Below are 24,056 nucleotides of genomic sequence, written 5' to 3'. Positions count from 1 at the left end.
CACAGCGCATCGAAGGGCCCTGCTGAGCAGGGCCCTTCGCGCTGTTTCCGGCGCGTCCAGGAATTCGTGAAGTAATTCACGATCAATACCTGATAATTTGATCAAGCATCAATGTGGCCGTCAATGCCTTTGAGGCGTTACCACTTTCGGGTTCCATGGTGACAACTCGATCTTTCGCTGAAGAGCACAGTGCGGCGAATTCCGTTTACCGTCCCCTGTTTAGATCACTCCGGGGTACCTACAATCCGTCCACATCTTGAGCTCAGCCCAAGCGTCAAGGAGGACGAATGGCGGGGCTTTCTACCCCTCATCAGTTTGGCCACCCCACAACTCTCGCGGCCGCGGTACTCACGGACGACAACCGGATCATCGTGGCGGTGATCGCGGCCGTCGCCCTGGCCGCGCTCGCGGTCGCGGGCGTCCTGGTGCGCCAGGTGCTGGCGGCGGGCGAGGGCACCGAGAGCATGAAGCGGATCGCCGAAGCGGTCCAGGAAGGCGCTAGGGCCTATCTCGCCCGGCAACTCCGCACGCTCGGCGTATTCGCCGTAGTCGTCTTCTTCCTGCTCCTGCTGCTGCCCGCGGACGACTGGAATCAGCGTGCCGGAAGATCGGTGTTCTTCCTGATCGGTGCGGTGTTCTCGGCGGTCACCGGCTATATCGGCATGTGGCTCGCCGTACGCAGCAATGTGCGCGTCGCCGCCGCGGCCCGGGAAGCGACTCCGGGCGAGGGTGAACCCGAAAAGGATCTCACCACCGTCTCGCACACCGCGATGAAGATCGCATTTCGTACCGGCGGCGTCGTCGGCATGTTCACGGTGGGGCTCGGCCTGCTGGGCGCCTCCTGTGTCGTGCTGGTGTACGCGGCAGACGCGCCGAAGGTGCTGGAGGGCTTCGGCCTCGGCGCCGCCCTGATCGCCATGTTCATGCGCGTGGGTGGCGGCATCTTCACCAAGGCCGCCGACGTCGGCGCCGACCTGGTCGGCAAGGTCGAGCAGGGCATTCCTGAGGACGATCCGCGCAATGCCGCGACCATCGCCGACAACGTGGGCGACAACGTCGGCGACTGCGCGGGCATGGCGGCCGACCTCTTCGAGTCGTACGCCGTCACCCTGGTGGCCGCGCTGATCCTCGGCAAGGCCGCCTTCGGCGACGCGGGGCTCGCCTTCCCGCTGCTGGTGCCCGCGATCGGTGTGCTCACCGCCATGATCGGCATCTTCGCGGTCGCGCCGCGCCGGGCCGACCGCAGTGGCATGACCGCGATCAACCGCGGCTTCTTCATCTCCGCGGTGATCTCCCTCGCGCTGGTCGCGGTCGCGGTCTTCGTCTACCTGCCCGGGAAGTACTCCGGCCTGAGCGGCGTCACCGACGTGGCGATCCGCGCCAAGAGCGGCGACCCGCGGATCCTCGCCCTGGTGGCGGTGGCGATCGGCATCCTGCTCGCCGCCGTGATCCAGCAACTCACCGGCTACTTCACCGAGACCACCCGCCGCCCGGTCAGGGACATCGGCAAGACCTCCCTAACGGGCCCGGCCACCGTCGTCCTCTCCGGCATCTCGGTGGGCCTGGAATCGGCCGTCTACACCGCGCTGCTCATCGGGCTCGGCGTGTACGGAGCGTTCCTGCTCGGCGGCACCTCGATCATGCTCGCGCTGTTCGCGGTCGCCCTGGCCGGCACGGGTCTGCTCACCACGGTCGGCGTGATCGTCGCCATGGACACCTTCGGGCCGGTCTCCGACAACGCGCAGGGCATCGCGGAGATGTCCGGCGACGTCGAGGGCGCGGGCGCACAGGTGCTCACCAACCTGGACGCGGTGGGCAACACGACCAAGGCGATCACCAAGGGCATCGCCATCGCCACCGCCGTCCTCGCGGCATCGGCGCTCTTCGGTTCGTACCGGGACGCCATCACCACCAACGTGCAGGACGTCGGCGCGAAACTCACCGGTCCCGGCTCGCCGCTGAGCCTGTCCATGGACATCTCGCAGCCCAACAACCTGGTCGGCCTCATCGCGGGCGCCGCGGTCGTCTTCCTGTTCTCCGGACTCGCCATCAACGCCGTGTCCCGTTCGGCGGGTTCGGTGGTGTTCGAGGTGCGGCGGCAGTTCCGTGATAAGCCGGGGATCATGGACTTCACCGAGAAGCCCGAATACGGCAAGGTCGTCGACATCTGCACCAAGGATGCCCTGCGCGAGCTGGCCACCCCCGGTCTGCTCGCCGTCATGGCGCCCATCTTCATCGGCTTCACGCTCGGCGTCGGCGCACTGGGCTCCTATCTGGCGGGCGCCATCGGCGCGGGCACGCTCATGGCGGTGTTCCTCGCCAACTCCGGCGGCGCCTGGGACAACGCCAAGAAGCTCGTGGAGGACGGCCACCACGGCGGCAAGGGCAGCGAGGCCCACGCCGCCACGGTGATCGGCGACACGGTCGGTGACCCCTTCAAGGACACCGCGGGGCCGGCGATCAACCCGTTGCTGAAGGTCATGAACCTGGTCTCGCTGCTCATCGCGCCCGCGGTGATCAAGTTCTCCTACGGCGACCACAGGAACCTCGGCGTGCGGATCGGGATCGCGATCCTCGCGCTGCTGGTCATCGTCGTCTCGGTGTATATCTCCAAGCGGCGCGGGATCGCCGTCGGCGACGACGAGAACGCCGAGCGCGTCTCCAACTCACCGGACGCGGCGGTGGCTTCCTAGCCCGCCTCCACCGGGCCTGCGCAACGGGCGGGCGGGCGGCACGTACTGACGTGCCGCCCGCCCGCCGCGTGTGCGGCGTCGGCAGGTGGTGAGCCTTCTCTCCCGTGGTGCAAAGAATCACAAAAGATGACTTCCAGGTCCTTCGGCATGGGGGGGCTGTCGGTATGCCGTGTAGATTCCGGGGGCCGAGAGCCATGGAAGGGACCGATCCGGTGAACAAGAAGCTCGCGGCCGCACTGTCCGGCGGTGCGGTACTGGTGGCGGCGTTGTCGGGGTGCAGCAGCAAGGACAGCGGGCCCGACCCCAAGCTGGTCGCCTGGGCCAAGTCGGTGTGCGACGCGGTGCCCGCCCAGGACGCCAAGATCAGGGAGGCGAACGCCTCGATCGCCAAGATAGCCACGGACAGCAACCTGCCGCCGAAGACGGCCAAGAGCACGTACGCCTCGGCCTTCCAGGACATGGCCGACGGCTACAAGGGGCTGGCCGCCGCCATCAACAGCGCCGGCGCGCCTCCCGGGGTCGAGGGCGGCGCCAAGCGGCAGAAGGACGCCGCCAAGAACCTCGCCGGTCTCGCCACGGCCTACGGCGACCTGAAGAAGAAGGTCGACGGGCTCGACACCGAGGACCAGGGCAAGTTCGCAAAGGGCCTGCACGAGGTGGCCGACCAGACGAAGCAGATAGGTGAGCAGAGCAACAGCGGCACCGAGGCGCTGAAGCGGCTCGAGCAGGGCGAGGTGAAGGACGCGATCGCCGAGCAGCCGAGCTGCAAGGTCGCCGCCTCGGCCTCCGCCCCGGCGTCGGCCACGACCGGCTGACCTCGGACCTCGACGGTCTCCGCCCCGGCACCCCGCATCGGCGGACCCGTGTCCTGGTGAACGCCCTGGACCGGTGATGGACAGGGGCGGCGGCCGGACCCGTGCCGAGGCGGGCCCCGGCCGGCCGCACCCGTGCCGAGGCGGCCCCGGCCGGCCGGACCGGGACACAATGGTGGCGTGACTGACTCCGGCCTCGCCCACCTGCCCGCCACCGACCGGCCCGGCACCGCCGCACGCCTGCGTGACGCCCTGCTCGCCGCCTCCTTCACCGCCGACGGGCTGCTCGATCTGCTCGGCGCCCCCGCCTACGCGGCGCTGGCCCGCAGCGAGACGGTGCCCGCGCTCAGGGCCACCCGCGGCGACACGCCGCTGGAGACGCTCGTCCGCCTCTTCCTGCTCCAGCAACCGGTGCCGCACGCGCGCGTGGCGGCCGTCCTGCCGGTCGCGGAGGCGCTGGAGGCCGGCTGGCTGAGGTCCGTGGCCGGCGACGAGGTCGCCGCGACCGTGGACGTGCGTCCCTACGGCGGCCCCGACGGCGAAGACTGGTTCATCGTCTCCGACCTGGGCTGCGCGGTCGGCGGCGCGGGCGGTATCGGCCAGCGTGACGAGGGAGTGGTCCTGGGCGTCGGCGGCGCCTCCACGACCCTGGCCGGCATCACCGTGCGCACGCCCGTGGCCGCCGCGCTCGACCTCGGCACCGGCTCCGGCATCCAGGCGCTGCACGCCTCCTCGCACGCCACGCGCGTGACGGCGACCGACGTCAACCCGCGCGCGCTGCACATCACCGCGCTCACCCTGGCGCTCTCCAGCGCGCCCGCCGCCGACCTGCGCGAGGGCTCGCTGTTCGAGCCGGTCCGGGACGACGAGACCTTCGACCTGATCGTGTCGAACCCGCCCTTCGTGATCTCACCCGGTGCGCGGCTGACGTACCGCGACGGCGGCATGGGCGGGGACGATCTGTGCCGCTCGCTCGTTCAGCAGGCGGGGGAACGGCTGAACGAGGGCGGGTTCGCGCAGTTCCTCGCCAACTGGCAGCACGTCGCGGGGGAGGACTGGCAGGACAGACTCAGGTCGTGGGTGCCGCGCGGCTGCGACGCCTGGATCGTGCAGCGCGAGGTGCAGGACGTCACGCAGTACGCGGAGCTCTGGCTCAGGGACGCCGGCGACCACCGCGGCGACCCGGCGGACTACCAGGCGCGCTACGACGCCTGGCTCGACGAGTTCGAGGCCCGCAAGGTCAAGGCGGTCGGCTTCGGCTGGATCACCCTGCGCAGGACCGGTGCCGCGGAGCCCTCGATCACCGTGGAGGAGTGGCCGCACTCGGTGGAGCAGCCGCTCGGGGAGGCGATCCGGGCGCACTTCGAGCGTCTCGACTATCTCCGGGACCATGACGACGCGGCCCTGCTGGAAGGCCGCTTCCGGCTGACCGCCGAGGTGGTCCAGGAGCAGGTCGGGCTGCCCGGCGCCGAGGACCCGGAGCACGTGGTGCTGCGCCAGCACCGCGGTATGCGCCGCGCCACGAAGGTGGACACGGTCGGCGCGGGCTTCGCCGGTGTGTGCGACGGCACGCTGAGCGCCGGCCGCATCCTCGACGCGATCGCCCAGCTCGTCGGCGAGGACGCGGTCCTGCTGCGCGACCGCACCCCGGCGCAGATCCGGCTGCTGGTCGAGCAGGGCTTCCTGGAGCCGGCGGGCTGACCGGCCGACGATGGGCGAGGCGGTCGTCGGCGGGCGAGACGGTCGCCAACCCCGGCGGTTCGCCGCGCCCGCGCCCGCTGCCGCCGTCGGTGCGCGCACTACGGCCGCAGCGCCGTCAGCGGGTCGCTGGGGCAGCGGCCGTAGCGCCGTCAGCGGGTCGCTGAAGCAGCGGCCGTCGCGCCGTCAGGGCCGTTGGCGCAGCGGCTGTCGCGCCGCTCCGCGGGCCGCCGGAGCAGCGGCCGTAGCGCAGCCCGGCAGGCCGCCGTTGCAGCGGCCGGGCCGTCGTCGTATGCCGCTGGCACGGGCCGGAACCTTCCGGCGCCGGGAAAACGGCTGGAAAAATATGGGTCCCGCTCCTGCGGGGGCCCACTCGCCCGCGTGCCCGGTGAACCGGCGGGTGTCCGTTCACCCCGATGTCGCCCGCCCGTCTCCCGCGCGTGCCACCCTCCACGCGCTGGGTACGGCGGGCGGCGCGGAAGGGCGGGCGGGAGCATGGAGAGCGGACCGGCGATCTTCGCGGGACTTGTGTTCGCCCTGTTCGGAGGCGCTCTGCTGGTGTGGACCGGCGCTCGGGTGCGGCACCGCGATCCGGTCGCCCACGGTGTGAACCCGGTCGCATCGGCCACGCTCGCCGGCGCCGCCGGAGTCGCCGCGCTGGGCCTCGCCGCGTACTGCCTGACCCGCCTCTGACGTCGGTGGCCGTCGTGCCGGCCCGGTAATGGGAGCGTCACGCTCCGGACAGGGGAGCGGGGGCCGCCGTGGAGTCCGGGCGGCAGGAATGCCGGTAGTCGGGTTACCGTTCGAGTGGCCGTTGTGGGCTTTTCCCGTTTGACACGGGGGCGGGATGTACCGTCACACTCCGCAGCGTCACACGAGCCAGAAGCGCGCCGCGACCCCGGGGACGAACGCCGGGGGAGTGGCCGGCGTCGACCGGAGAGAAGAGCGAAGTTGTCCCCGACCAGCGAGACCGCACAGGGCGGCCGCCGACTCGTCATCGTCGAGTCGCCTGCCAAGGCGAAGACGATCAAGGGCTACCTGGGCCCCGGCTACGTAGTCGAAGCGAGCGTGGGGCACATCCGCGACCTTCCCAACGGTGCCGCGGAGGTACCCGAGAAGTACACGGGCGAGGTGCGCCGGCTCGGCGTGGACGTCGAGCACGACTTCGAGCCGATCTATGTCGTCAACGCGGACAAGAAGGCTCAGGTCAGGAAGCTCAAGGACCTGCTGAAGGACTCCGACGAGCTCTTCCTCGCCACCGATGAGGACCGCGAGGGCGAGGCCATCGCGTGGCACCTCCTCGAGGTGCTGAAGCCCAAGGTCCCGGTCAAGCGGATGGTCTTCCACGAGATCACCAAGGACGCGATCCGCGAGGCCGTCGCCAACCCGCGCGACCTCAACCAGCGCATGGTCGACGCCCAGGAGACCCGCCGCATCCTCGACCGTCTCTACGGCTACGAGGTCTCGCCGGTCCTGTGGAAGAAGGTCATGCCGCGCCTGTCGGCCGGCCGCGTCCAGTCCGTCGCGACCCGGCTCGTCGTCGAGCGCGAACGCGAGCGCATCGCCTTCCGCTCCGCCGAGTACTGGGACCTGACGGGCACCTTCGCGACCGGCCGCGCCGGAGACCCCTCGGACCCGTCGTCGCTGGTCGCGCGGCTGCAGACCGTCGACGGCAGGCGGGTGGCGCAGGGCCGTGACTTCGACTCCCTGGGACAGCTCAAGGGCGCGAACACCCTGCACCTCGACGAGGCGAACGCCCGCGCTCTCGCCGCCGCGCTGGAGAACACCCGTTTCTCCGTGCGGTCCGTCGAGTCCAAGCCGTACCGCCGCTCGCCGTACGCCCCGTTCCGTACGACGACGCTGCAGCAGGAGGCCAGCCGCAAGCTCGGCTTCGGCGCCAAGGCGACGATGCAGGTCGCGCAGAAGCTGTACGAGAACGGCTACATCACGTACATGCGTACGGACTCCACGACGCTGAGCGACACGGCCGTCTCGGCCGCCCGCGCCCAGGTCACCCAGCTCTACGGCGCCGACTACCTGCCGGAGCGGCCGCGTACGTACGCCGGGAAGGTCAAGAACGCGCAGGAGGCGCACGAGGCGATCCGCCCCTCGGGTGATCGTTTCCGCACCCCGGCCGAGACCGGCCTGACCGGCGACCAGTTCAGGCTGTACGAGCTGATCTGGAAGCGGACCGTCGCCTCCCAGATGAAGGACGCGACCGGGAACAGCGTGACCGTGAAGATCGGCGGCACCGCCGCCGACGGCCGGGACGTCGAGTTCAGCGCGTCCGGCAAGACGATCACCTTCCACGGCTTCCTGAAGGCCTACGTCGAGGGCGCCGACGACCCGAACGCCGAGCTGGACGACCGCGAGCGCCGGCTGCCGCAGGTGGCCGAGGGCGACGCGCTGTCCGCCGAGGAGATCACGGTCGACGGCCACGCCACCAAGCCCCCGGCCCGCTACACCGAGGCGTCGCTGGTCAAGGAGCTCGAGGAGCGCGAGATCGGCCGCCCGTCGACGTACGCGTCGATCATCGGCACGATCCTCGACCGCGGCTACGTGTTCAAGAAGGGCACGGCCCTGGTGCCGTCCTTCCTGTCGTTCGCCGTCGTCAACCTGCTGGAGAAGCACTTCGGCCGGCTCGTCGACTACGACTTCACCGCCCGGATGGAGGACGACCTCGACCGCATCGCCCGCGGTGAGGCGCGTGCCGTGCCGTGGCTGAAGCGGTTCTACTTCGGCGAGACGGCGCCGGACAGCGGCTTCGCCGCGGGCGCCCCGGGCGGCGCGGCCGACGCCGGCAACGGCGACGGGGACCACCTCGGCGGCCTCAAGGAGCTGGTGACCGACCTGGGCGCGATCGACGCGCGCGAGGTGTCCTCCTTCCCGGTGGGCAACGAGATCGTGCTGCGGGTGGGCCGCTACGGCCCCTACATCGAGCGGGGCGAGAAGGACACCGAACAGCACCAGCGCGCGGACATCCCGGCCGACCTGGCGCCGGACGAGCTGACCGTCGACCTGGCCGAGGAACTGCTGGCCAAGCCGAGCGGCGACTTCGAGCTGGGCACCGACCCGGCGAGCGGCCACCAGATCGTCGCCAAGGACGGCCGTTACGGCCCCTACGTCACCGAGGTGCTCCCCGAGGGCACCCCGAAGACCGGCAAGAACGCGGTGAAGCCGCGGACGGCCTCCCTCTTCAAGTCGATGTCGCTGGACACGGTGACCCTCGAGGACGCGCTGCGGCTGATGTCGCTGCCGCGGGTCGTCGGCACCGACGCGGACGGCGTGGAGATCACCGCGCAGAACGGCCGCTACGGCCCCTACCTGAAGAAGGGCACGGACTCGCGTTCGCTGCAGGCGGAGGAGCAGCTCTTCACGATCACGCTGGAGGAGGCGCAGGCGATCTACGCCCAGCCCAAGCAGCGTGGCCGGGCCGCGGCCAAGCCCCCGCTGAAGGAACTGGGCGAGGACCCGGTCTCCGGCAAGCCGGTAGTGGTCAAGGACGGCCGCTTCGGGCCGTACGTCACCGACGGGGAGACCAACGCGACCCTGCGCTCCGGCGACAGCGTCGAGGCGATCACTCCGGAGCGCGGCTTCGAGCTGCTCGCCGAGAAGCGGGCCAAGGGCCCCGCGAAGAAGACGGCGAAGAAGGCCCCGGCCAAGAAGGCCGCTCCCGCGAAGAAGACCGCCGCCAAGAAGACGGCGGCCAAGAAGACGACCGCGGCCGCGAAGAAGACCACCGCGAAGAAGACCACGGCCAAGACCACCGCGAAGAAGGCGACGGCCTCGAAGGCGACGGCTCCGGGCACGGAGGACTGACCCCCCCCCCGCGGGCAGGCCGGAGGACCGCTCCGGCCGGCCCGTCTTCGCGAAACGAACGCCCCGGCACCACCTCGGTGTCGGGGCGTGCACACGTCAGAAGTGGTGGGTGTGGTGTCGGCGCCTGCGGATAGGCTGAACGCATGACGCGAGCCGACCAGCCAACGGCCCCCACCCCAGCACCGGACGACGACCTGGTCGCGGACTCCCGCGAACGCGCCGTCCGCTCACTGCTGCGGCGACCGCAGGTGAGGCGCCTGTGGAGCGCGCAGCTCGTGGGCGGGGTGGGCGACTGCCTCGCCCTCCTGGTGCTGATCGTCCTCGCCCTCCAGGCGGCCATCGCCGAGGGCGCCTTCGGCGGCGGGTACCGGGGCGCGGCGTTCGCAGTGGCGACCGTCTTCGCGGCACGCATCGTCGCCACCTTGCTCTTCGGCGCCGTCCTCCTCGGGCCGCTGACCACGCTGACCGCCCAGGACGGTCCGCTCGACCGGCGCTGGACCATGGTCGGCGCCGACGGTCTGCGGGTCGCGCTGCTGATCGTCGCGCCCCTGTGGATCGACTGGATCCCGTCCGACGCGCTCGCCGTGCTGCTGGTGACCGTGTTCGTCACCGGCGTGGCCGAGCGGCTGTGGACGGTGTGCCGGGAGAGCGCGGCCCCCGCGCTGCTGCCCGCCCCGCCCCCGGAGGGGGCGACGGTACGGCCGCTGCCGGACCACCTGGACGCGCTGCGCCGGCTCGCGCTGCGCACCGCCTTCCTTGCCGTTCCGCTGGCCGCCGCCGTCCTGGTCGTCGCCGCCCTGCTGAACAACCTGCTCGGCACCGGCGTGGCCTGGTTCGACCAGCACCAGGCGGCCCTCGGCTCCTACGTCGCGGCCGGCCTGTTCGCCGCGTCCCTGTCCGTGCTGACCTCCCTGGAACTGCCCGACACGCGCACCCCGCGCGCGCGGTCCCCGCTGGAGGGGCTGCGCCGCCCGCGCACCGGCACCGGTGTCGACAAGGGCCGCACCGGCGCCATCCCGCTGCTCGTCACGGCCTGCGCCGCCGTCGCCGGAGCCGTCGCCGCCGCCGTCGCGGTGTGCGTGCTGCACGCCAAGGACCTGGGCGGCGGCCCGGTCCTCTACGGCCTGCTGGTCCTCGGCCTGACCGGCGGAGTCGCCGTCGGCATCCGCACCGCGCCGTCGGTGCTGCCGTCGCTCTCGCGCCGCCGCCTGCTCGCCCTCGTCATCGCCTTCACCGGCGTCGCCCTGCTGGCCGCCGGCCTGGTCCCGGACGTCACCACCGTCCTGCTGATCGTCACGCTGGCCGGCGTCGGCGCGGGCATCGCCGCCAACACCGGGCACGCTCTGCTGGACCAGGAGACCGAGGAGTACCGCAGGGCGCGCACCACCGAGCACCTGCACGCGGTCGTACGCGTCTTCATAGCGCTCGGCGCCCTGATCGCCCCCGTCGTCGCGGGCCTGATCGGCCCGCACCGGCTGGAGAACGGCAAGTTCGTCTTCGCGCACGGCGGGGCCTCGTTCACGCTCATGCTGGTCGGCGCGCTGCTGCTGCCGGTCGCCGTGATCGTCCTCGCCAAGGCCGACGACCGTTCCGGCGTCCCGCTGCGCCACGACCTCAAGGACGCGCTGCTCGGCGGCGACGACCCGGTCACCACGCAGGCGGCCGGCGGATTCTTCATCGCCCTCGAGGGCGGCGACGGCGCGGGCAAGTCGACCCAGGCCGAGGCCCTCGCGGAGTGGATCCGGGCCAAGGGCCACGAGGTCGTGCTGACCCGCGAGCCGGGCGCCACCCCCGTCGGCAAGCGGCTGCGCTCGATCCTGCTGGACGTGTCCTCGGCCGGCCTGTCGCACCGCGCGGAGGCGCTGCTGTACGCCGCCGACCGCGCCGAGCACGTCGACACCGTCGTACGGCCCGCCCTGGAGCGCGGCGCGGTCGTCATCTCGGACCGGTACATCGACTCGTCCGTCGCCTACCAGGGCGCGGGCCGCGACCTTTCCCCGACCGAGGTCGCCCGGATCAACCGGTGGGCCACCAACGGACTCGTCCCGCACCTCACCGTCCTGCTGGACGTCTCGCCGGAGGCCGCCCGCGAGCGGTTCACCGAGGCACCCGACCGGCTCGAGTCGGAGCCGGCCGAGTTCCACGCGCGCGTGCGGGCCGGTTTCCTCACCCTCGCCGCCTCCGACCCCGGCCGCTACCTGGTCGTGGACGCGGCCCAGGAGCCCGAGGCCGTCACCACCGTGATCCGGCACCGTCTCGACACCGTGCTGCCGCTGTCCGAGGCCGAGATCAAGGCCCAGGAGGAGGCGCGCAGGAAGGCCGAGGAGGAGGCGCGTCGCAAGGCCGAGGAGGAGGCGGCGCGCAAGGCCGAGGAGGAGCGTCTGGAGCGTGAGCGCCAGGAGCAGCTCGCCAAGCTGCGCGCCGAGGAGGAGGAGCGCAAGCGGCGCGAGCTGGAGGAGGCGCAGCGCCGCGAGGCCGAACGGCAGGCGGAGGAGGCCCGGCAGCGGGCCGAGGAGGCCGCTCGCCGGGCCGAGGAGGAGCGGCAGCGCCTGCTCGCCGAGGAGAAGGCCCGCGCCGAGGAGGAGGCCCGTCGCCGGGCCGAGGAGGAGCGTCTGCGCCGGCAGGCCGAGGAGGAGGCACGGCTGCGCGCCGACGAGGAGGCCCGGCAGGCCCGGCTGCGCGCCGAGGAGGAGGCGCGGCGCCTGGAGAAGCAGCGCAAGGCCGAGGAGGCACTGCTGCGCGCCGAGGAGGCCCGTCGGCAGGCGGCCGAGGCCGCCGCGGCGGCCGACACCGCGGTGCGCCGCTCCAGCACGCCGCGGCCCCAGGTCCCGGGCATGACGTCCGACCCGGCGACCGTGCCGACGCCGGTGGTGTCCCCGGGCGCGGCCGAGACGGTGCCCACGCCCGTGGTCTCCCCGGGCGACGACGAGACGGCGGTGCTGCGGCCGGTGCGCGAGGAGCCCGCCGAGGACTCCCGCGCGGCCGACCGCGTCCGGGACTCCGAGGTGACCGCCCAGCTGCCGCAGCCGCCGCTCGCCTCCGGCGCCGCGGACGAGACGGCGGTGCTGCCGCCGGTGACCCCGCGCCCGGTGGACGAGACCGAGGTCCTGCCGCGCGTGTCCGCCGACGAGACCGCCGTGCTGCCGCCGGTCCGGGGCGACGACCCCGCGCACCGGGTGCCGCAGGGCTTCTTCCAGGACGAGCGCGGCCCCGTCCGGCCCGACGGCGCCGAGGACCGCACGCGTGAGATGCCCCAGATCGACGCCGACGGCACCCCCCGCCGCCGCCCCCGGCCCGACTGGGCCGAGGAGACCCCGCTGGACGACCTGCCCTCGCTGGCGGACGAACTGCTCGGGTCCTACGACGACCGGGAGCCGGACCGGGACGAGTCCGGTGACGACCAGCCCCGCGGGCGGCGCGGCCGCGGCGGCCGGCGCGGCTGAGCACCGGCGCGAAGGCCCGCCGCACGGGCCCGCCGGACGAGGAACACCGGGCGGCGCCCGCCGGACCCCACGGGGTACCGGCGGGCGCCGCCGTCGTTGTCAGTGCCCGCCCGCACAATGGAGGGCGTGACGCGCAGTGCGAGGGAAGGACGGCGTGACCCATGACCGTGTGGGACGACCTCGTCGGGCAGGACAAGGTGAGCGCGGTGCTCGACGGCGCCGCGCGGGACGCCGACGCCCTCGTCACCGCCGCTGCCGCTGACCAGCCGCCGCCCGAGGCGTCGAGGATGACGCACGCCTGGCTGTTCACCGGGCCGCCCGGCGCCGGCCGGAACCAGGCGGCGCGGGCCTTCGCCGCGGCCCTGCAGTGCGTGAGCCCGGACCGGGCCCTCGGCGGCACCCCCGGCTGCGGCTTCTGCGACGGCTGCCACACCGCGCTGCTCGGCACTCACGCCGACGTCAGCGCGATCGCCGCCGTGGGCTCCGAGATCCTTGTCAGGGATATGCGCGACACGGTCCGCAAGTCGTACACCGCGCCGGCCAACGGCCGCTGGCAGATCATCCTGGTCGAGGACGCCGAGCGGCTGAACGAGAAGTCGGCGAACGCCGTCCTCAAGGCCGTGGAGGAGCCCGCGCCCCGCACGGTGTGGCTGCTGTGCGCCCCCTCGATCGAGGACGTCCTGCCCACGATCCGCTCCCGCTGCCGCCACCTGAACCTGCGTACGCCATCGGTCGAAGCGGTCGCCGACATGCTCGTGCGCCGTGACGGCATCGAACCCGAGGCCGCGATGGCCGCCGCCCGCGCCACCCAGGGCCACGCCGACCGGGCCCGCCGGCTGGCCACCGACCCCGCCGCCCGCGAGCGCCGGGCCGCGGTGCTCCGGCTCCCGCTGCGCCTGGACGAGGTCGGGGCCTGCCTGCGAGCGGCCCAGGAGCTGGTCGACGCGGCCGCCGAGGACGCCAAGCAGCTCGCCGAGGAGATGGACGGCAGGGAGACCGAGGAGCTGAAGGCGGCGCTGGGCGCGGCCCAGGGCGGCCGGCTGCCGCGCGGCACGGCGGGGGCGGTGAAGGACCTCGAGGAGATGCAGAAGCGCCGCAGAACCCGCACCCAGCGCGACAGCCTCGACGTCGCCCTCGGCGACCTCACCGGGTTCTACCGCGACGTCCTCGCCCTCCAGCTCGGCTCCCGGGTCGCCATCGCCAACGGCGACACGCAGGACGCCCTGGACCGGCTGGCCCGCGGCAGCACCCCGGAGTCGACCCTGCGGCGCATCGAGGCGATCGCCGCCTGCCGCGACGCCCTGGACCGCAATGTGGCGCCGCTGCTCGCGGTGGAGGCGATGACGATGGCACTGCGGGCCGGGTGAGCCGCGCGTACGGTGGTTGACGGACTCCGTCCCCCGTACGAGGTCACCCCCCGTACGCCGCGTATCCGTCGCATCGCTCAGCGTTACGATCGCTTGATGCACACCTGGCCCCCCCTCCGCCGGCCCCGCCGGACCAGCCGGACCCCCATCCGGTCCCGGGCGACGACCCGTGTCGCGGGCGCTCTGCTCACGGCCGCCGCCATGCTCGTGTCCGCCTGCTCCGCCGGCAGTTCGATGACCACGACGTCCAGCGGTGCGGCGGAGCCGACGCTGGCCGCGCTGCCCCGGGCCACGCCCTCGGCGCTGGCCCCGTACTACGACCAGCATCTGAGCTGGCGGGCCTGCGGCGTCGCCGGATTCCAGTGCGCCACGATGAAGGCGCCGCTGGACTACGCGAATGCCGGCGCGGGCGACGTCAAGCTGGCCGTCGCGCGCAAGGCCGCCACCGGCAAGGACAGGCTCGGCTCCCTGCTGGTCAACCCGGGCGGCCCGGGCGGCTCCGCCATCAGCTACCTGCAGCAGTACGCGGGCATCGGCTACCCAGCCGAGATCCGGGCGATGTACGACATGGTCGCGATGGACCCGCGGGGCGTATCGCGCAGCGAGCCGGTCGAGTGCCTCGACGGCCGCCAGATGGACACCTTCACCGAGACCGACACCACCCCCGACGACCAGCGGGAGACGAACGAGCTGGTCGGGCAGTTCCGCAAGTTCGCGGAGAGCTGCGGGGCACATTCGGCCCGGCTGCTGCGGCACGTGTCGACCGTCGAGGCGGCGCGGGACATGGACATCCTGCGCGCGGTGCTCGGCGACCCGAAGCTGAACTACGTGGGCGCCTCGTACGGCACCCTCCTCGGCGCGACGTACGCCGGCCTGTTCCCGGACCGGGTGGGCCGGCTGGTGCTGGACGGCGCGGTGGACCCCTCCCTCGACTCCCTCCGGGTGAACCTGGACCAGACGGCCGGCTTCGAGACGGCGTTCCAGGCGTTCGCGAAGGACTGCGTGCGCCGCTCCGACTGCCCGCTCGGCGGCAAGGGCGCCACTCCCGCCCAGGTCGGCGACCGTCTCAAGGCCTTCTTCCGCGAGCTGGACGCCCATCCGATCCCGACGGGCGACGCGAGCGGCCGCAAGCTGGGCGAGTCGCTGGCCACCATCGGGGTGATCGCGGCGATGTACGACCAGGCGAGCTGGGGGCAACTGCGCCAGGCGCTGACGTCGGCGATGCGCAAGGACGACGGCGCGGGCCTGCTGGCCCTTTCCGACAGCTACTACGAACGGAACGCGAAGGGCCAGTACAGCAACCTGATGATGGCCAACGCCGCCGTGAACTGCCTCGACCTGCCGCCCGCCTTCACCAGCCCGCAGCAGGTGGAGAAGGACCTGCCCGAGTTCGAGAAGGCGTCCCCGGTCTTCGGCGCCGGCCTGGCCTGGGCCTCCCTGAACTGCGCGTACTGGCCGGTGAAGGCCACCGGCGAGCCGCACCGGATCGAGGCGAAGGGCGCCGCCCCGATCGTGGTCGTCGGCACCACCCGTGACCCGGCGACCCCCTACCGCTGGGCCCAGTCCCTGGCCCGCCAGCTCTCCTCGGGCCGCCTGCTCACCTTCGTCGGCGACGGCCACACCGCCTACGGCCGCGGCAGCGCCTGCATCGACTCCGCGATCAACGCCTACCTGCTCAACGGCACCCCGCCACCCGTCGGAAAGCGCTGCTCATAGCCCTCGTGGCCGCCCCGGAGCGCCCTGCTCCGGGGCGGGTACGAAGCACCCCGCGAAACTGTGTAGACTTACCGACGTTGCTGATCGCACCATAGTGCGGGCAGCGCGCCGCTTTAGCTCAGATGGCCAGAGCAACGCACTCGTAATGCGTAGGTCTCGGGTTCGAATCCCGAAAGCGGCTCCATCCGAAGCCCAGCTCAGACACCGTCTGCGCTGGGCTTTCTCGTTCAGCTTCGGCTCGCCGTGAGCGGGCGCCGAGGATCAGCGGCGCTCCTCGAGGCGTCGCATGAACCTCTCGCCGGCCCATCCGCCGGCCACGGCGGCTCCGGCGGCGGCGGCCCACGTGACGGTGTCCGGGGCCCTCAGCGCGGACAGCACCGCACCGACCACTCCGAACGCCGCCACGGCTCCGGCGACCCACAGCGTGAACCTCAGTCGTCGCGCCGTCCAGTGTTCCGGCTGCATTCGGTCGCCCCTCCCACCCGGTCGCCTGCCGGGGCGGGCGGCCGCCGCACACGCCCCGTAAAGGCCCGCGTACCCCCTCGCGGGCGGGGCAATGGCCCTGCCGCCGGCCTCACTTGGCGTCGGCGTAGCACTCCACCACCGCGGTGGTGAACGGGAAGCGCACCGGTGTCTCGCCGAAGGTCAGGCGTCCGGCGAGGTGCGAGGCCTCGCGGATGGCCTCGACGACCGTGGCGGCCTCCTCGGCGGGACAGTGCACGATCACCTCGTCGTGCTGGAAGAAGACCAGCTCGGCCTCGAGGTCCGCACAGGCGCGGCGCAGCGCGGCGAGCAGCAGCAGGGCCCAGTCGGCGGCGCTGCCCTGCACGACGAAGTTCCGGGCGAAGCGGCCCCGCGCGCGGGAGTCGCCCGAGGTGTGGCCCGGGCCCCAGGCCGGGCCGTCCGCGTGCCCGGCGTCGTCGTCGCCGACCGGGATGCCCGCCTCCTCCGCCGCGTCCTCGTCCGGGCCGGCGACGGGCGGGCAGGTCCGGCCCAGCCAGGTGCGCACGAGCCGGCCCTCCTCGCCGGCCCGGGCCGCGTCGTCGACGTAGGCCACGGCCCTGGGGAAGCGGCGTCTGAGGGCGGCGAGGTTCTTCAGGCCGTCGCCGGATGTCTGGCCGTAGACCGCGCCGAGCACGGCGATCTTGGCCTGGTCGCGGTCGCCGGAGAACGCGCGGTCCGAGACCGACTGGTACAGGTCGCTCTCGCGCGCGGCCACCTCCATCAGGCCGGGGTCGCGGGAGATGGCCGCCAGTACGCGCGGCTCCATCTGGTCGGCGTCGGCCACGACCAGCCGCCAGCCGGGGTCGGCGACCACGGCCCGCCGGATCACCTTGGGGATCTGCAGCGCGCCTCCGCCGTTGGTCACCCAGCGCCCGGTGACCGTGCCGCCGGCCAGGAACTCCGGCCGGAAGCGGCCCTCGCGCACCCAGTCCTGCAGCCAGGACCAGCCGTGCGCGACCCAGATGCGGTACAGCTTCTTGTACTCCAGCAGCGGCTTCACCGCGGGATGGTCCACGGACGCGATCTCCCGGCGGCGGGTGGAGCGCACCTTGATCCCGGCCCCGGCGAAGGCCCGGACCACGTCGGCGGGCAGGTCGGGCCGCACCCGGCGGCCGAAGGCGGCCGACACCTCGTCCGCCAGCTCGGCCAGGCGGCGCGGCTCGCCGCCGCCCGCGTACCGCTCGCCGAGCAGGTCGCGCAGCAGCTCGCGGTGGACCTCCGCGCTCCACGGCAGGCCCGAGCGGTTCATCTCGGCGGCCACCAGCATCCCCGCGGACTCGGCGGCGGTCAGCAGCCGCATGCGGTCGGGGTGTGCGGTGCGCTCGTGCCGCCGCTGCTGCTCGGCGTAGACGGCGAGCAGGTCGGTGAGGGGCAGGCGGTTGCCGGCCGGCTCGAACAGCGGGGACTGGGCGCCCGGTTCGGCCTGCCGCTGCGGCGGGTCGGGCGGTACGGGGCCGCCCCGGAGGCGGGCCAGGGCGGCGGCGGCCGAGCGTGGCTCGCCGTACCTGCCCTCGTGGCCCAGCAGGAGCGTCTCGGCGTCCTCGACGTCGTAGCACCGGTCCACTCGCACCCCCGTGGCGAGCAGACGCGGGTAGACGTCGGCGGTCGACCGCCACACCCAGCGCGTCACCTCCGGGCGGCTCCGCACCGCCCCGGCGAGATCGCTCTCCCGCCGCACCGGCCCGGCGGGCAGCCCGTCGGGGCCGAGGGGGGCGACGTCCACGCCACCGTCCTCGGCCGCCGCGAGAGCCCATCGGCCGGCCATGTGAAGGAGTGTGGCAGGCGCTACTGACAATGGCGTTGACCTGCGGGTCCGGGTCGGGAGCGGGGTGCGCCCGGGGGTCAGTCGGTCGCCGCCCCCTCCGTGTCCGCTGCCGCCTTCTTCTGCTCGAGCAGCGTCGCCAGCACCTTGGCGACGAACTCCTCGGTCGCCTCCTTGGTGATGCCGAGGCCGCTGAGGACGCCCGTGCCGTTCTCGTGCTCCAGCAGGGCCAGCAGAATGTGCTCGGTGCCGATGTAGTTGTGGCCGAGCCGGAGGGCCTCGCGGAAGGTGAGTTCCAGGACCTTCTTCGCCTCGGGGCCGTAGGGGACGAGGTCGGGAGCGTCCTCGACGGCCGGCGGGAGCGCGGCGGCCGCCGCCCGGCGGACCGCGTCCGGCGGGACGTCCTGGGCGGTGATCGCCTTCGCCGCCAGGCCTTCCGGCTCGGCCAGCAGCCCGAGGACCAGGTGCTCGGGGCGGCCCTCGGCGTTGTGCGCGGCCACCGCCTCGTTGTGCGCGGCCATGACCGTGTTCCGCGCGCGCGGGGTGTAGCGGCTGAAGCCCTGGCTGGGGTCGAGGTCGGCCGACTCCTTGGGCACGAACCGCTTCTGTGCGGCCTGCCGGGTCACGCCCATGCTCCTGCCGATGTCGGTCCAGGAGGCGCCGGAGCGGCGGGCCTGGTCGACGAAGTGACCGATCAGGTGGTCGGCCACGTCACCGAGGTGATCGGCGGCGATCACCGCGTCCTGGAGCTGGTCCAGGGGTTCGGGGTGGACCTTCTTGATCGCCGCGATGAGGTCGTCGAGGCGTACGGATGCCGTGATGTTCGGATTGGTCGCCATGTGTCAACCGTAGGTTGCCCCCGGCGGGCTGTCAACTACTGGTTGACACTCGACGGGTGTTCGTTATCCACAGTTGTCCACAGGCTGTGGACGGACTTCGGCCGCTGACGGAGACGCGTGGCACGATCGACGGGTGACCAGCACTGCAAGCACCGTCGAGCGGGCGTTCCGCGCCGCGCTGTACGAAGACAACGACGCCGGGCTCGACACGGGTGCCTCCCTGCTCGCCGCCGACCCCGCGGCGGACGCCGAACTCGCGCGCCGGGGCGAGGAGTTCGTGGCGGCCGCATGGCGGCGCGGCTGGCAGCCCGCCGATGTCGTGCGGCTCGTGCGGCGCGAGCTGGACGAGGTGCATCTGTCGCTCGTCGCGGGGCTGGTCCGGGCCCAGTCCGGGCGGGACCGCCCCCGCGGACGCCGCTGGGCCGCCCAGCTCGAAGCCCTCCCCGAGCCCGCCGTCCGGGCGGGCGACCGCTTCTCGCACGCCACCGCGGTGCTCGAGCTGTACCGCCTGCTGCTGCGCCTGCCCGCCCTTGAGGTCCTGGAGGAGCCCCGCCGTGACCCCGGGCCGGGCGCCTCCCGCATGCTCAACCGCATCCGCGCCCTGCTCGCCAAGGCCGAGGCCACCGGCTACCCCGAGGAGGCGGAGGCGCTCTCGGCCAAGGCGCAGGAGCTGATGGCCCGGCACAGCGTCGACGAGGCGCTGCTGGCCGCGGGAGCCCCCGCGCCGGATGCGCCCGGCGCCTGCCGCATCGGCGTGGAGCCGCCGTACGAGCAGGCCAAGGCGGTGCTGCTGGACGCGGTGGCCACCGCCAACCACTGCCGCGCGGTGTGGAACGAGGCGCTCGGCTTCTCCACGGTCGTCGGTTTCGAGGCGGACCTGGAGGTGGTGGAACTGCTCCACGCCTCACTGCTCGTGCAGGCCACCCACGCGATGACCAAGGCGGAGGCCGCGCAGCGGGCCGGCGGCCGCAAGCGCACCAAGACGTTCCGGCAGTCGTTCCTCGCCGCCTACGCCCATCGCGTCGGCGACCGTCTCGCGGCCGTGGCCGGCACCCAGGTGACCGAGGACCTGCTGCCGGTCCTCGCCACCCGGGAGACGGCCGTGGCCGGCCGCCTGGAGCACATGTTCCCCGAGACCACGACCACCCGGCTGCGCGGAGTGAGCGACGCGGCGGGCTGGACGGAGGGCGCGCGGGCGGCGGACCAGGCCCAGGTCAGAGCCCGCCCTCGGCTCGACCGGCCCTCGGACCCGTCCCGGCCGCGTCCCGCCTGACGGGCCTCGGCCTGCCTGGCCGGCTTCCGGCCTTACGGCTGGCGCCCCGCCGTCGGCCGGTGCGCCGCCTGACGGCTGGCGTGCCGCCTTACGGCTGGCGTGCCGCCTTACGGCTGGCGTGCCGCCTTACGGAGGGCGTCCCACCCGTCGGCCAGTGCGCCGCCTCACGGCCGGTGAGCCGCCGGACTCCCGCGTCCCCTCTTTCGGCCGATGCGCCGCCTGACGGCCGATGCGCCGCCTGACGGCCGGTGCGCCGCCTCACGGCTGGCGTCCCGCCTCACGGCTGGCGTCCCGCCTGACGGCCCTCGGGTGCGGCCCGGCCGGCGTTCGATCTCACGGCCGGTGAGCCGCCCGACGCCCGGCCCCGCGTCTGGCCCGACGTCCGCCTCCGCGGCCGCCCCGCTCCCGCTTGACGTCAGTCCCCGACCTGCTGGAAGGCGCTGACGGAGGCGTTCGGGGTGTCACCGGAGCCCTTGGTCGCGACGGGTCCGTAGGACCACGGGAAGCTGCGGGTGGTGTCCGTGCCCGGCAGGCCGATCTTCACCGACTTGGCGGTCAGGCCGGCCTTGCCGCCCGCCCCGCCGCGCACGTAGGCGATGGTGAAGGTCGCCGAGTCGCCCTTGGCGAGCTTCAGCTTCTGCGCCTTCGCCCCCTCCAGCACGGGCAGTTTCACCTCGCCGCCGCTCGTGCTCAGCGTGACGCCGGGGAAGTGGTCCAGGGTGCAGGGCGCGCTCTGGTTGGTGATGCTGACGGGCACCTCGCCGGTGTCACCAGCGGACGGGGCCACGCTGGCCGCCCCGATCTGCACCGAGACCCCGCCGATCTCGCAGGCGGAGCCGCTCTTGCCGTTCTTGCCACCGCCGCCGTCGTCACAGGCGGTCAGCAGAAGGGCGGCGGTGAGGGCGGTGACGGTGAGCGGAATGACGCGCATGAGCTGGTCCCATCGAGGTCGTGACGGTCTCCCCGCATCATGGCGGCTACGCCGGAGCCGCGCTCACCCACCCCGCCCAATTCACCGCTTCAGGGTGGTCGGCATCCCCGACGGCAGCTTGCCGCCCTCGGCCTTGGTGTACGTCTCGTGGCCGACCTTGCCCGACCAGGTCACCTTCAGGGCGTCCTTGGTCACCGAGTCGACCATGCCGGTGACCCGGTCCTCGGTGCCGTCCGTGCACGTCAGGTGGATCATCCGCATGCCCGACTCGGCACCGGCGGTGCCGCTGCACACGGATCCGCCCGTCACGAAGAGCCCGGCCCGCTTGCCGGTGATCACCAGAGCCACGATCGAACCCTTGCCGGTGGCGACCCAACTGCCCTGGAGCTCGGCGGAAGCGCCCGTGACGGTGCCCGTGGAGCCGCTCGCGGACTCCGTGGCGGCCGTCGGCGCCGGGGCCGGTGAGGAGTCGTCGTCAGCGCCGCCGCCGCTGCACGCGGTCAGCGCCAGCGCGCCCACCAGACCCGCCGCCGCGGCCGCCGTCCGCACCCTTGCAGTCGCCGTAGTCACGTCAAGCTCCCAAGCTGTAGCGAACCGGCCGCCCCGGGCGCGCTCGTCCCGCCGGGGACGACGCCTCCGGACCGGAGGGACCGCAGCAAGTTACCAGCCGTTACCCCGAACACCTCCGGACGCCGTGCGGATACCTCCCGCAGGGCAGGTCGAGCGCCCTTCCGCACGGCGAGCCGAGCAGATACGCCCCGTACGGCAGCCGAGCGGGAACGCCCCGCACGCAAGGCCGAGCCCTCAGGTAGGAAACACCCTACGGTTGACGCGTAGGAAACCGCCTACCTATTCTCGCCGCATGACCATCACCCACGCTTCCTTCGTCACCCTCCCCGTCTCCGACCAGGACCGTGCCCTGCGCTTCTACCGCGATGTCCTCGGCATGGAGGTCACCGCCGACCGGCAACTGCCCCAGGGCCGCTGGCTCCAGGTGGCTCCCCGCGGCGCGCAGACGGTGTTCACGCTCTCCGGGTCGGGGATGGGCGGTTTCACGCCCGGCTCCGCGCGCGGGATCATGTTGGTCACGACCGACGTCGACGCGGACTGCGCCCGGCTCGCCGCTGCCGGAACCCCCGTGCAGGGGCCGGACAAACTCCCCTGGGGGCGCATGGCCTCTTTCGCGGACCCCGACGGCAACGGCCTGATGCTGCTGACGGAGAAGGAAGGCTTCTGACGCCCATGAACCGGACCGCCCCGTGAACCGGGACCGACCGCGCCGAGTCCCGGACCGCCCCGTGAACCCGGCCGCGGCATGACCGGGACGGGTACCGCCGCCGAGGACCGGGTCTTCGCCGCGCTCGCCAACTCCACCCGCCGTGAGGTGCTGCGGCTGCTGCGCGAGCGTGGTCCGCTGGCCGTTCAGGCGCTGGCCGGCCACTTCGACATGCGCCGCCCGAGCCTCTCCGAACACCTCAAGGTGCTGCGGGACGCCGGCCTCGTATCGGAGCGGCGCTCGGGCCGGCAGCGCATCTACCGTCTGGAGGCGGCTCCGCTCGCCGACGTGCAGGACTGGCTCCATCCGTACGAGCGGTTCTGGCGCGACCGCCTGAGGGACCTGGGCGATCTGCTCGACCGCATGCCCGACGATGAGCGTCCATGAGCACCGCACCGCCCGATGACGCCGACGACCTCACCACCGTCCGCGTCGACCGGTTCTTCCCGCATCCGCCCGCCAAGGTCTGGCGCGCCCTGACCGAACCCGATCTGCTGGCCCGCTGGCAGATGCCCGGCGCCGAGGACTTCCGGCTGGAGGTCGGCCACCGGTACCGGATGACCTCGGTCGCGCGCCCGGGCGCCCGCTTCTCCGGTGTCGTCGAAGCGCGGGTCCTCGCCTTCGTCCCCGAGCGGATGCTGTCCCTGCGCTGGGCCGACGCGGATCCCGCCGGTCCCGCCGACTGGACCATCACCTGGACCCTGGAACAGGAAGGGCGCGGTACGCGTCTGTTCCTAGTGCACGAGGGATTCGATCCGGACGACCCGGCGCAGATGACGGCGCGGAAGATCATGAACGGGGGCTGGAGTCGGCATGTACTGCCGTCTCTCGGACAGACGCTGGAACGGCTTCGGTAAAGCGGACGTCAAAGCTGTAACCGCGGCACCACCCCCCGTGCACGTGCATCCGCTCATGCATCTGCACATGAACGCAGCTATGATCCGGACCAGTTGACCAAGACATCCATGGCCACATCAGCCAAGTGCACCACCGGGGAGCGACCTGTGGACCGCGACGTTGACGGCGTGTACGGGGGGTTCGACGTGTACAACGGCATGGCTGCGACGCAGCTTGACGGAGTGGCCTGGCAGAAGAGCAGGCACAGCAACTCGCAGGGTTCCTGCGTGGAGTTCGCGCGATTGCCCGGCGGCGACGTGGCGGTGCGCAACTCCCGCTTCCCGGACGGGCCCGCGCTCGTCTACACGCGCGCGGAGATCGAGGCGATGCTCCTCGGCGTCAAGGACGGCGAGTTCGACCACCTCATAGCCGGCTGAAACGACTCAGCGACTCTTGCGGTGCGACCCACCCGGTGTACGCGCGTAGACACCCGGCGTGACTCGGCCTCGCGCCGCCTCAGCCGGCCGTCCGGAGCCGGAACAGCGCCCAGACGACCTTGCCGTCGAGCGCGCCCGCGAGCGGGTGCCAGCCCCAGCCGTCGGCGAAGGAGTCGACCAGGAACAGGCCCCGGCCCGACTCCGCCGAGAAGTCGTCCGAATCGCGCGGCGCCGGTGTCTCGTCGCTGGGGTCGCGCACCGCGCACACCAGCCGCTCGGTCCAGCGCAGCAGGTGCAGCCGCACGGCGGGCGCCTGCTGCGGGCAGCCGGCGTCGGCCGGGCCCGCGGGCGCGGTCTGCCGCGTCTCGCCGGACGGACGCTGGTGCGGGATGGGCAGGCCGTGCCGCAGGGCGTTGGTGACGAGTTCGGAGACGACGAGGCATATGTCGTCGAAGCGGTCGCCCACGTCCCACTGGTCCAGGGTGCGGCGGGTGAAGCGCCGGGCCTCGCCCACCGCCTCGAACCGGGCCGGCAGGGCACAGGAGGCGGCATCGGAGACGGCTGCGGGGTCCAACGGCGGAAGGCCCTGCCGTAACGGCTTGAGCATGGTCGATCCATTCGTCCCCATGCGAGGCACTCCCGGAATTCG

At 72.9% G+C, this 24,056-nt stretch carries 19 protein-coding genes and 1 tRNA gene; 14 read left to right on the top strand and 6 right to left on the bottom strand.

The annotated features are described in order from the left end of the window. Positions 1-287 precede the first annotated feature (287 nt). The 9 genes from TNCT1_RS07430 to TNCT1_RS07390 all read left to right on the top strand — a co-directional run bounded on the left by TNCT1_RS07430 (position 288) and on the right by TNCT1_RS07390 (position 15,732). Positions 288-2,693, top strand: a complete 2,406-nt coding sequence (locus tag TNCT1_RS07430) for a sodium-translocating pyrophosphatase (RefSeq protein WP_143629658.1) — start codon at positions 288-290, stop codon at positions 2,691-2,693. A gap of 212 nt (positions 2,694-2,905) precedes the next feature. Next, positions 2,906-3,508, top strand: coding sequence for a small secreted protein (locus TNCT1_RS07425; RefSeq protein WP_143629655.1), 603 nt, complete (start codon positions 2,906-2,908; stop codon positions 3,506-3,508). A gap of 177 nt (positions 3,509-3,685) precedes the next feature. After that, the gene (locus TNCT1_RS07420) at positions 3,686-5,206 is read left to right on the top strand and encodes a methyltransferase (RefSeq protein ID WP_143629653.1); all 1,521 of its coding nucleotides are present in this window, start codon (positions 3,686-3,688) and stop codon (positions 5,204-5,206) included. A gap of 492 nt (positions 5,207-5,698) precedes the next feature. Further along, the gene (locus tag TNCT1_RS35490; protein WP_160160379.1) at positions 5,699-5,896 is read left to right on the top strand and encodes a hypothetical protein; all 198 of its coding nucleotides are present in this window, start codon (positions 5,699-5,701) and stop codon (positions 5,894-5,896) included. A gap of 258 nt (positions 5,897-6,154) precedes the next feature. Beyond that, complete coding sequence (gene topA / locus TNCT1_RS07410; protein WP_143629651.1) at positions 6,155-9,022, top strand: type I DNA topoisomerase; 2,868 nt, start codon at positions 6,155-6,157, stop codon at positions 9,020-9,022. A gap of 143 nt (positions 9,023-9,165) precedes the next feature. Beyond that, positions 9,166-12,465 (top strand): dTMP kinase, encoded by a 3,300-nt coding sequence (gene tmk, locus TNCT1_RS07405; protein ID WP_143629649.1) that lies wholly within the window; start codon positions 9,166-9,168, stop codon positions 12,463-12,465. 161 nt (positions 12,466-12,626) lie between these two features. Next, the gene (locus tag TNCT1_RS07400; protein WP_143629645.1) at positions 12,627-13,832 is read left to right on the top strand and encodes a DNA polymerase III subunit delta'; all 1,206 of its coding nucleotides are present in this window, start codon (positions 12,627-12,629) and stop codon (positions 13,830-13,832) included. Between the two features lie 96 nt (positions 13,833-13,928). Beyond that, positions 13,929-15,548 (top strand): alpha/beta hydrolase, encoded by a 1,620-nt coding sequence (locus TNCT1_RS07395; RefSeq protein WP_143629643.1) that lies wholly within the window; start codon positions 13,929-13,931, stop codon positions 15,546-15,548. A 107-nt stretch (positions 15,549-15,655) separates the two neighbouring features. Then, a tRNA-Thr gene (locus TNCT1_RS07390) sits at positions 15,656-15,732 on the top strand. 77 nt (positions 15,733-15,809) lie between these two features. Here the strand turns inward: TNCT1_RS07390 and TNCT1_RS07385 are convergent. The 3 genes from TNCT1_RS07385 to TNCT1_RS07375 all read right to left on the bottom strand — a co-directional run bounded on the left by TNCT1_RS07385 (position 15,810) and on the right by TNCT1_RS07375 (position 18,653). Next, entirely contained in the window at positions 15,810-16,013 is a 204-nt protein-coding gene (locus TNCT1_RS07385; protein WP_143629641.1) for a hypothetical protein, read from the bottom strand. Between the two features lie 109 nt (positions 16,014-16,122). Next, positions 16,123-17,817, bottom strand: coding sequence for a bifunctional 3'-5' exonuclease/DNA polymerase (locus TNCT1_RS07380; protein ID WP_143629639.1), 1,695 nt, complete (start codon positions 17,815-17,817; stop codon positions 16,123-16,125). A gap of 77 nt (positions 17,818-17,894) precedes the next feature. After that, positions 17,895-18,653, bottom strand: a complete 759-nt coding sequence (locus tag TNCT1_RS07375; RefSeq protein WP_143629637.1) for a Clp protease N-terminal domain-containing protein — start codon at positions 18,651-18,653, stop codon at positions 17,895-17,897. A 133-nt stretch (positions 18,654-18,786) separates the two neighbouring features. Between TNCT1_RS07375 and TNCT1_RS07370 the strand changes: the two genes are divergently transcribed. Continuing rightward, entirely contained in the window at positions 18,787-19,926 is a 1,140-nt protein-coding gene (locus tag TNCT1_RS07370; protein WP_143629635.1) for a DUF2786 domain-containing protein, read from the top strand. 415 nt (positions 19,927-20,341) lie between these two features. Here the strand turns inward: TNCT1_RS07370 and TNCT1_RS07365 are convergent, their stop codons facing one another. Continuing rightward, on the bottom strand, positions 20,342-20,857 hold the full coding sequence (locus tag TNCT1_RS07365) for a DUF4232 domain-containing protein (protein WP_143629633.1): 516 nt from the start codon (positions 20,855-20,857) through the stop codon (positions 20,342-20,344). Between the two features lie 81 nt (positions 20,858-20,938). Beyond that, positions 20,939-21,427 carry a hypothetical protein gene (locus TNCT1_RS07360; protein WP_235902406.1) on the bottom strand — a complete coding sequence of 163 codons (489 nt, stop codon included), beginning with the start codon at positions 21,425-21,427 and terminating at the stop codon, positions 20,939-20,941. Positions 21,428-21,719: 292 nt separating this feature from the next. Here TNCT1_RS07360 and TNCT1_RS07355 point away from each other — a divergent pair, with 292 nt between their 5' ends. From TNCT1_RS07355 to TNCT1_RS07340, 4 genes are all read left to right on the top strand, one after another. Next, positions 21,720-22,094 (top strand): VOC family protein, encoded by a 375-nt coding sequence (locus TNCT1_RS07355; protein WP_143629632.1) that lies wholly within the window; start codon positions 21,720-21,722, stop codon positions 22,092-22,094. Positions 22,095-22,172: 78 nt separating this feature from the next. Then, positions 22,173-22,520: a helix-turn-helix transcriptional regulator gene (locus tag TNCT1_RS07350; protein WP_143629630.1), complete on the top strand. Its 348-nt coding sequence runs from the start codon at positions 22,173-22,175 to the stop codon at positions 22,518-22,520. Continuing rightward, positions 22,517-22,990, top strand: a complete 474-nt coding sequence (locus TNCT1_RS07345; protein ID WP_143629628.1) for an SRPBCC domain-containing protein — start codon at positions 22,517-22,519, stop codon at positions 22,988-22,990. The genes TNCT1_RS07350 and TNCT1_RS07345 overlap by 4 nt, the downstream gene beginning before the upstream one ends. Before the next feature lie 147 nt (positions 22,991-23,137). After that, positions 23,138-23,407 carry a DUF397 domain-containing protein gene (locus TNCT1_RS07340; protein WP_143629626.1) on the top strand — a complete coding sequence of 90 codons (270 nt, stop codon included), beginning with the start codon at positions 23,138-23,140 and terminating at the stop codon, positions 23,405-23,407. A 79-nt stretch (positions 23,408-23,486) separates the two neighbouring features. Here TNCT1_RS07340 and TNCT1_RS07335 read toward each other — a convergent pair whose 3' ends face one another. Further along, positions 23,487-24,035 (bottom strand): ATP-binding protein, encoded by a 549-nt coding sequence (locus TNCT1_RS07335; protein ID WP_235902403.1) that lies wholly within the window; start codon positions 24,033-24,035, stop codon positions 23,487-23,489. Positions 24,036-24,056: the final 21 nt, after the last annotated feature.

The organism is Streptomyces sp. 1-11, assembly GCF_007176755.1.
Classification (GTDB): domain Bacteria; phylum Actinomycetota; class Actinomycetes; order Streptomycetales; family Streptomycetaceae; genus Streptomyces.
Note: the sequence above shows the minus strand (reverse complement) of the source record. Positions and strands in the feature narration are given on the sequence as shown.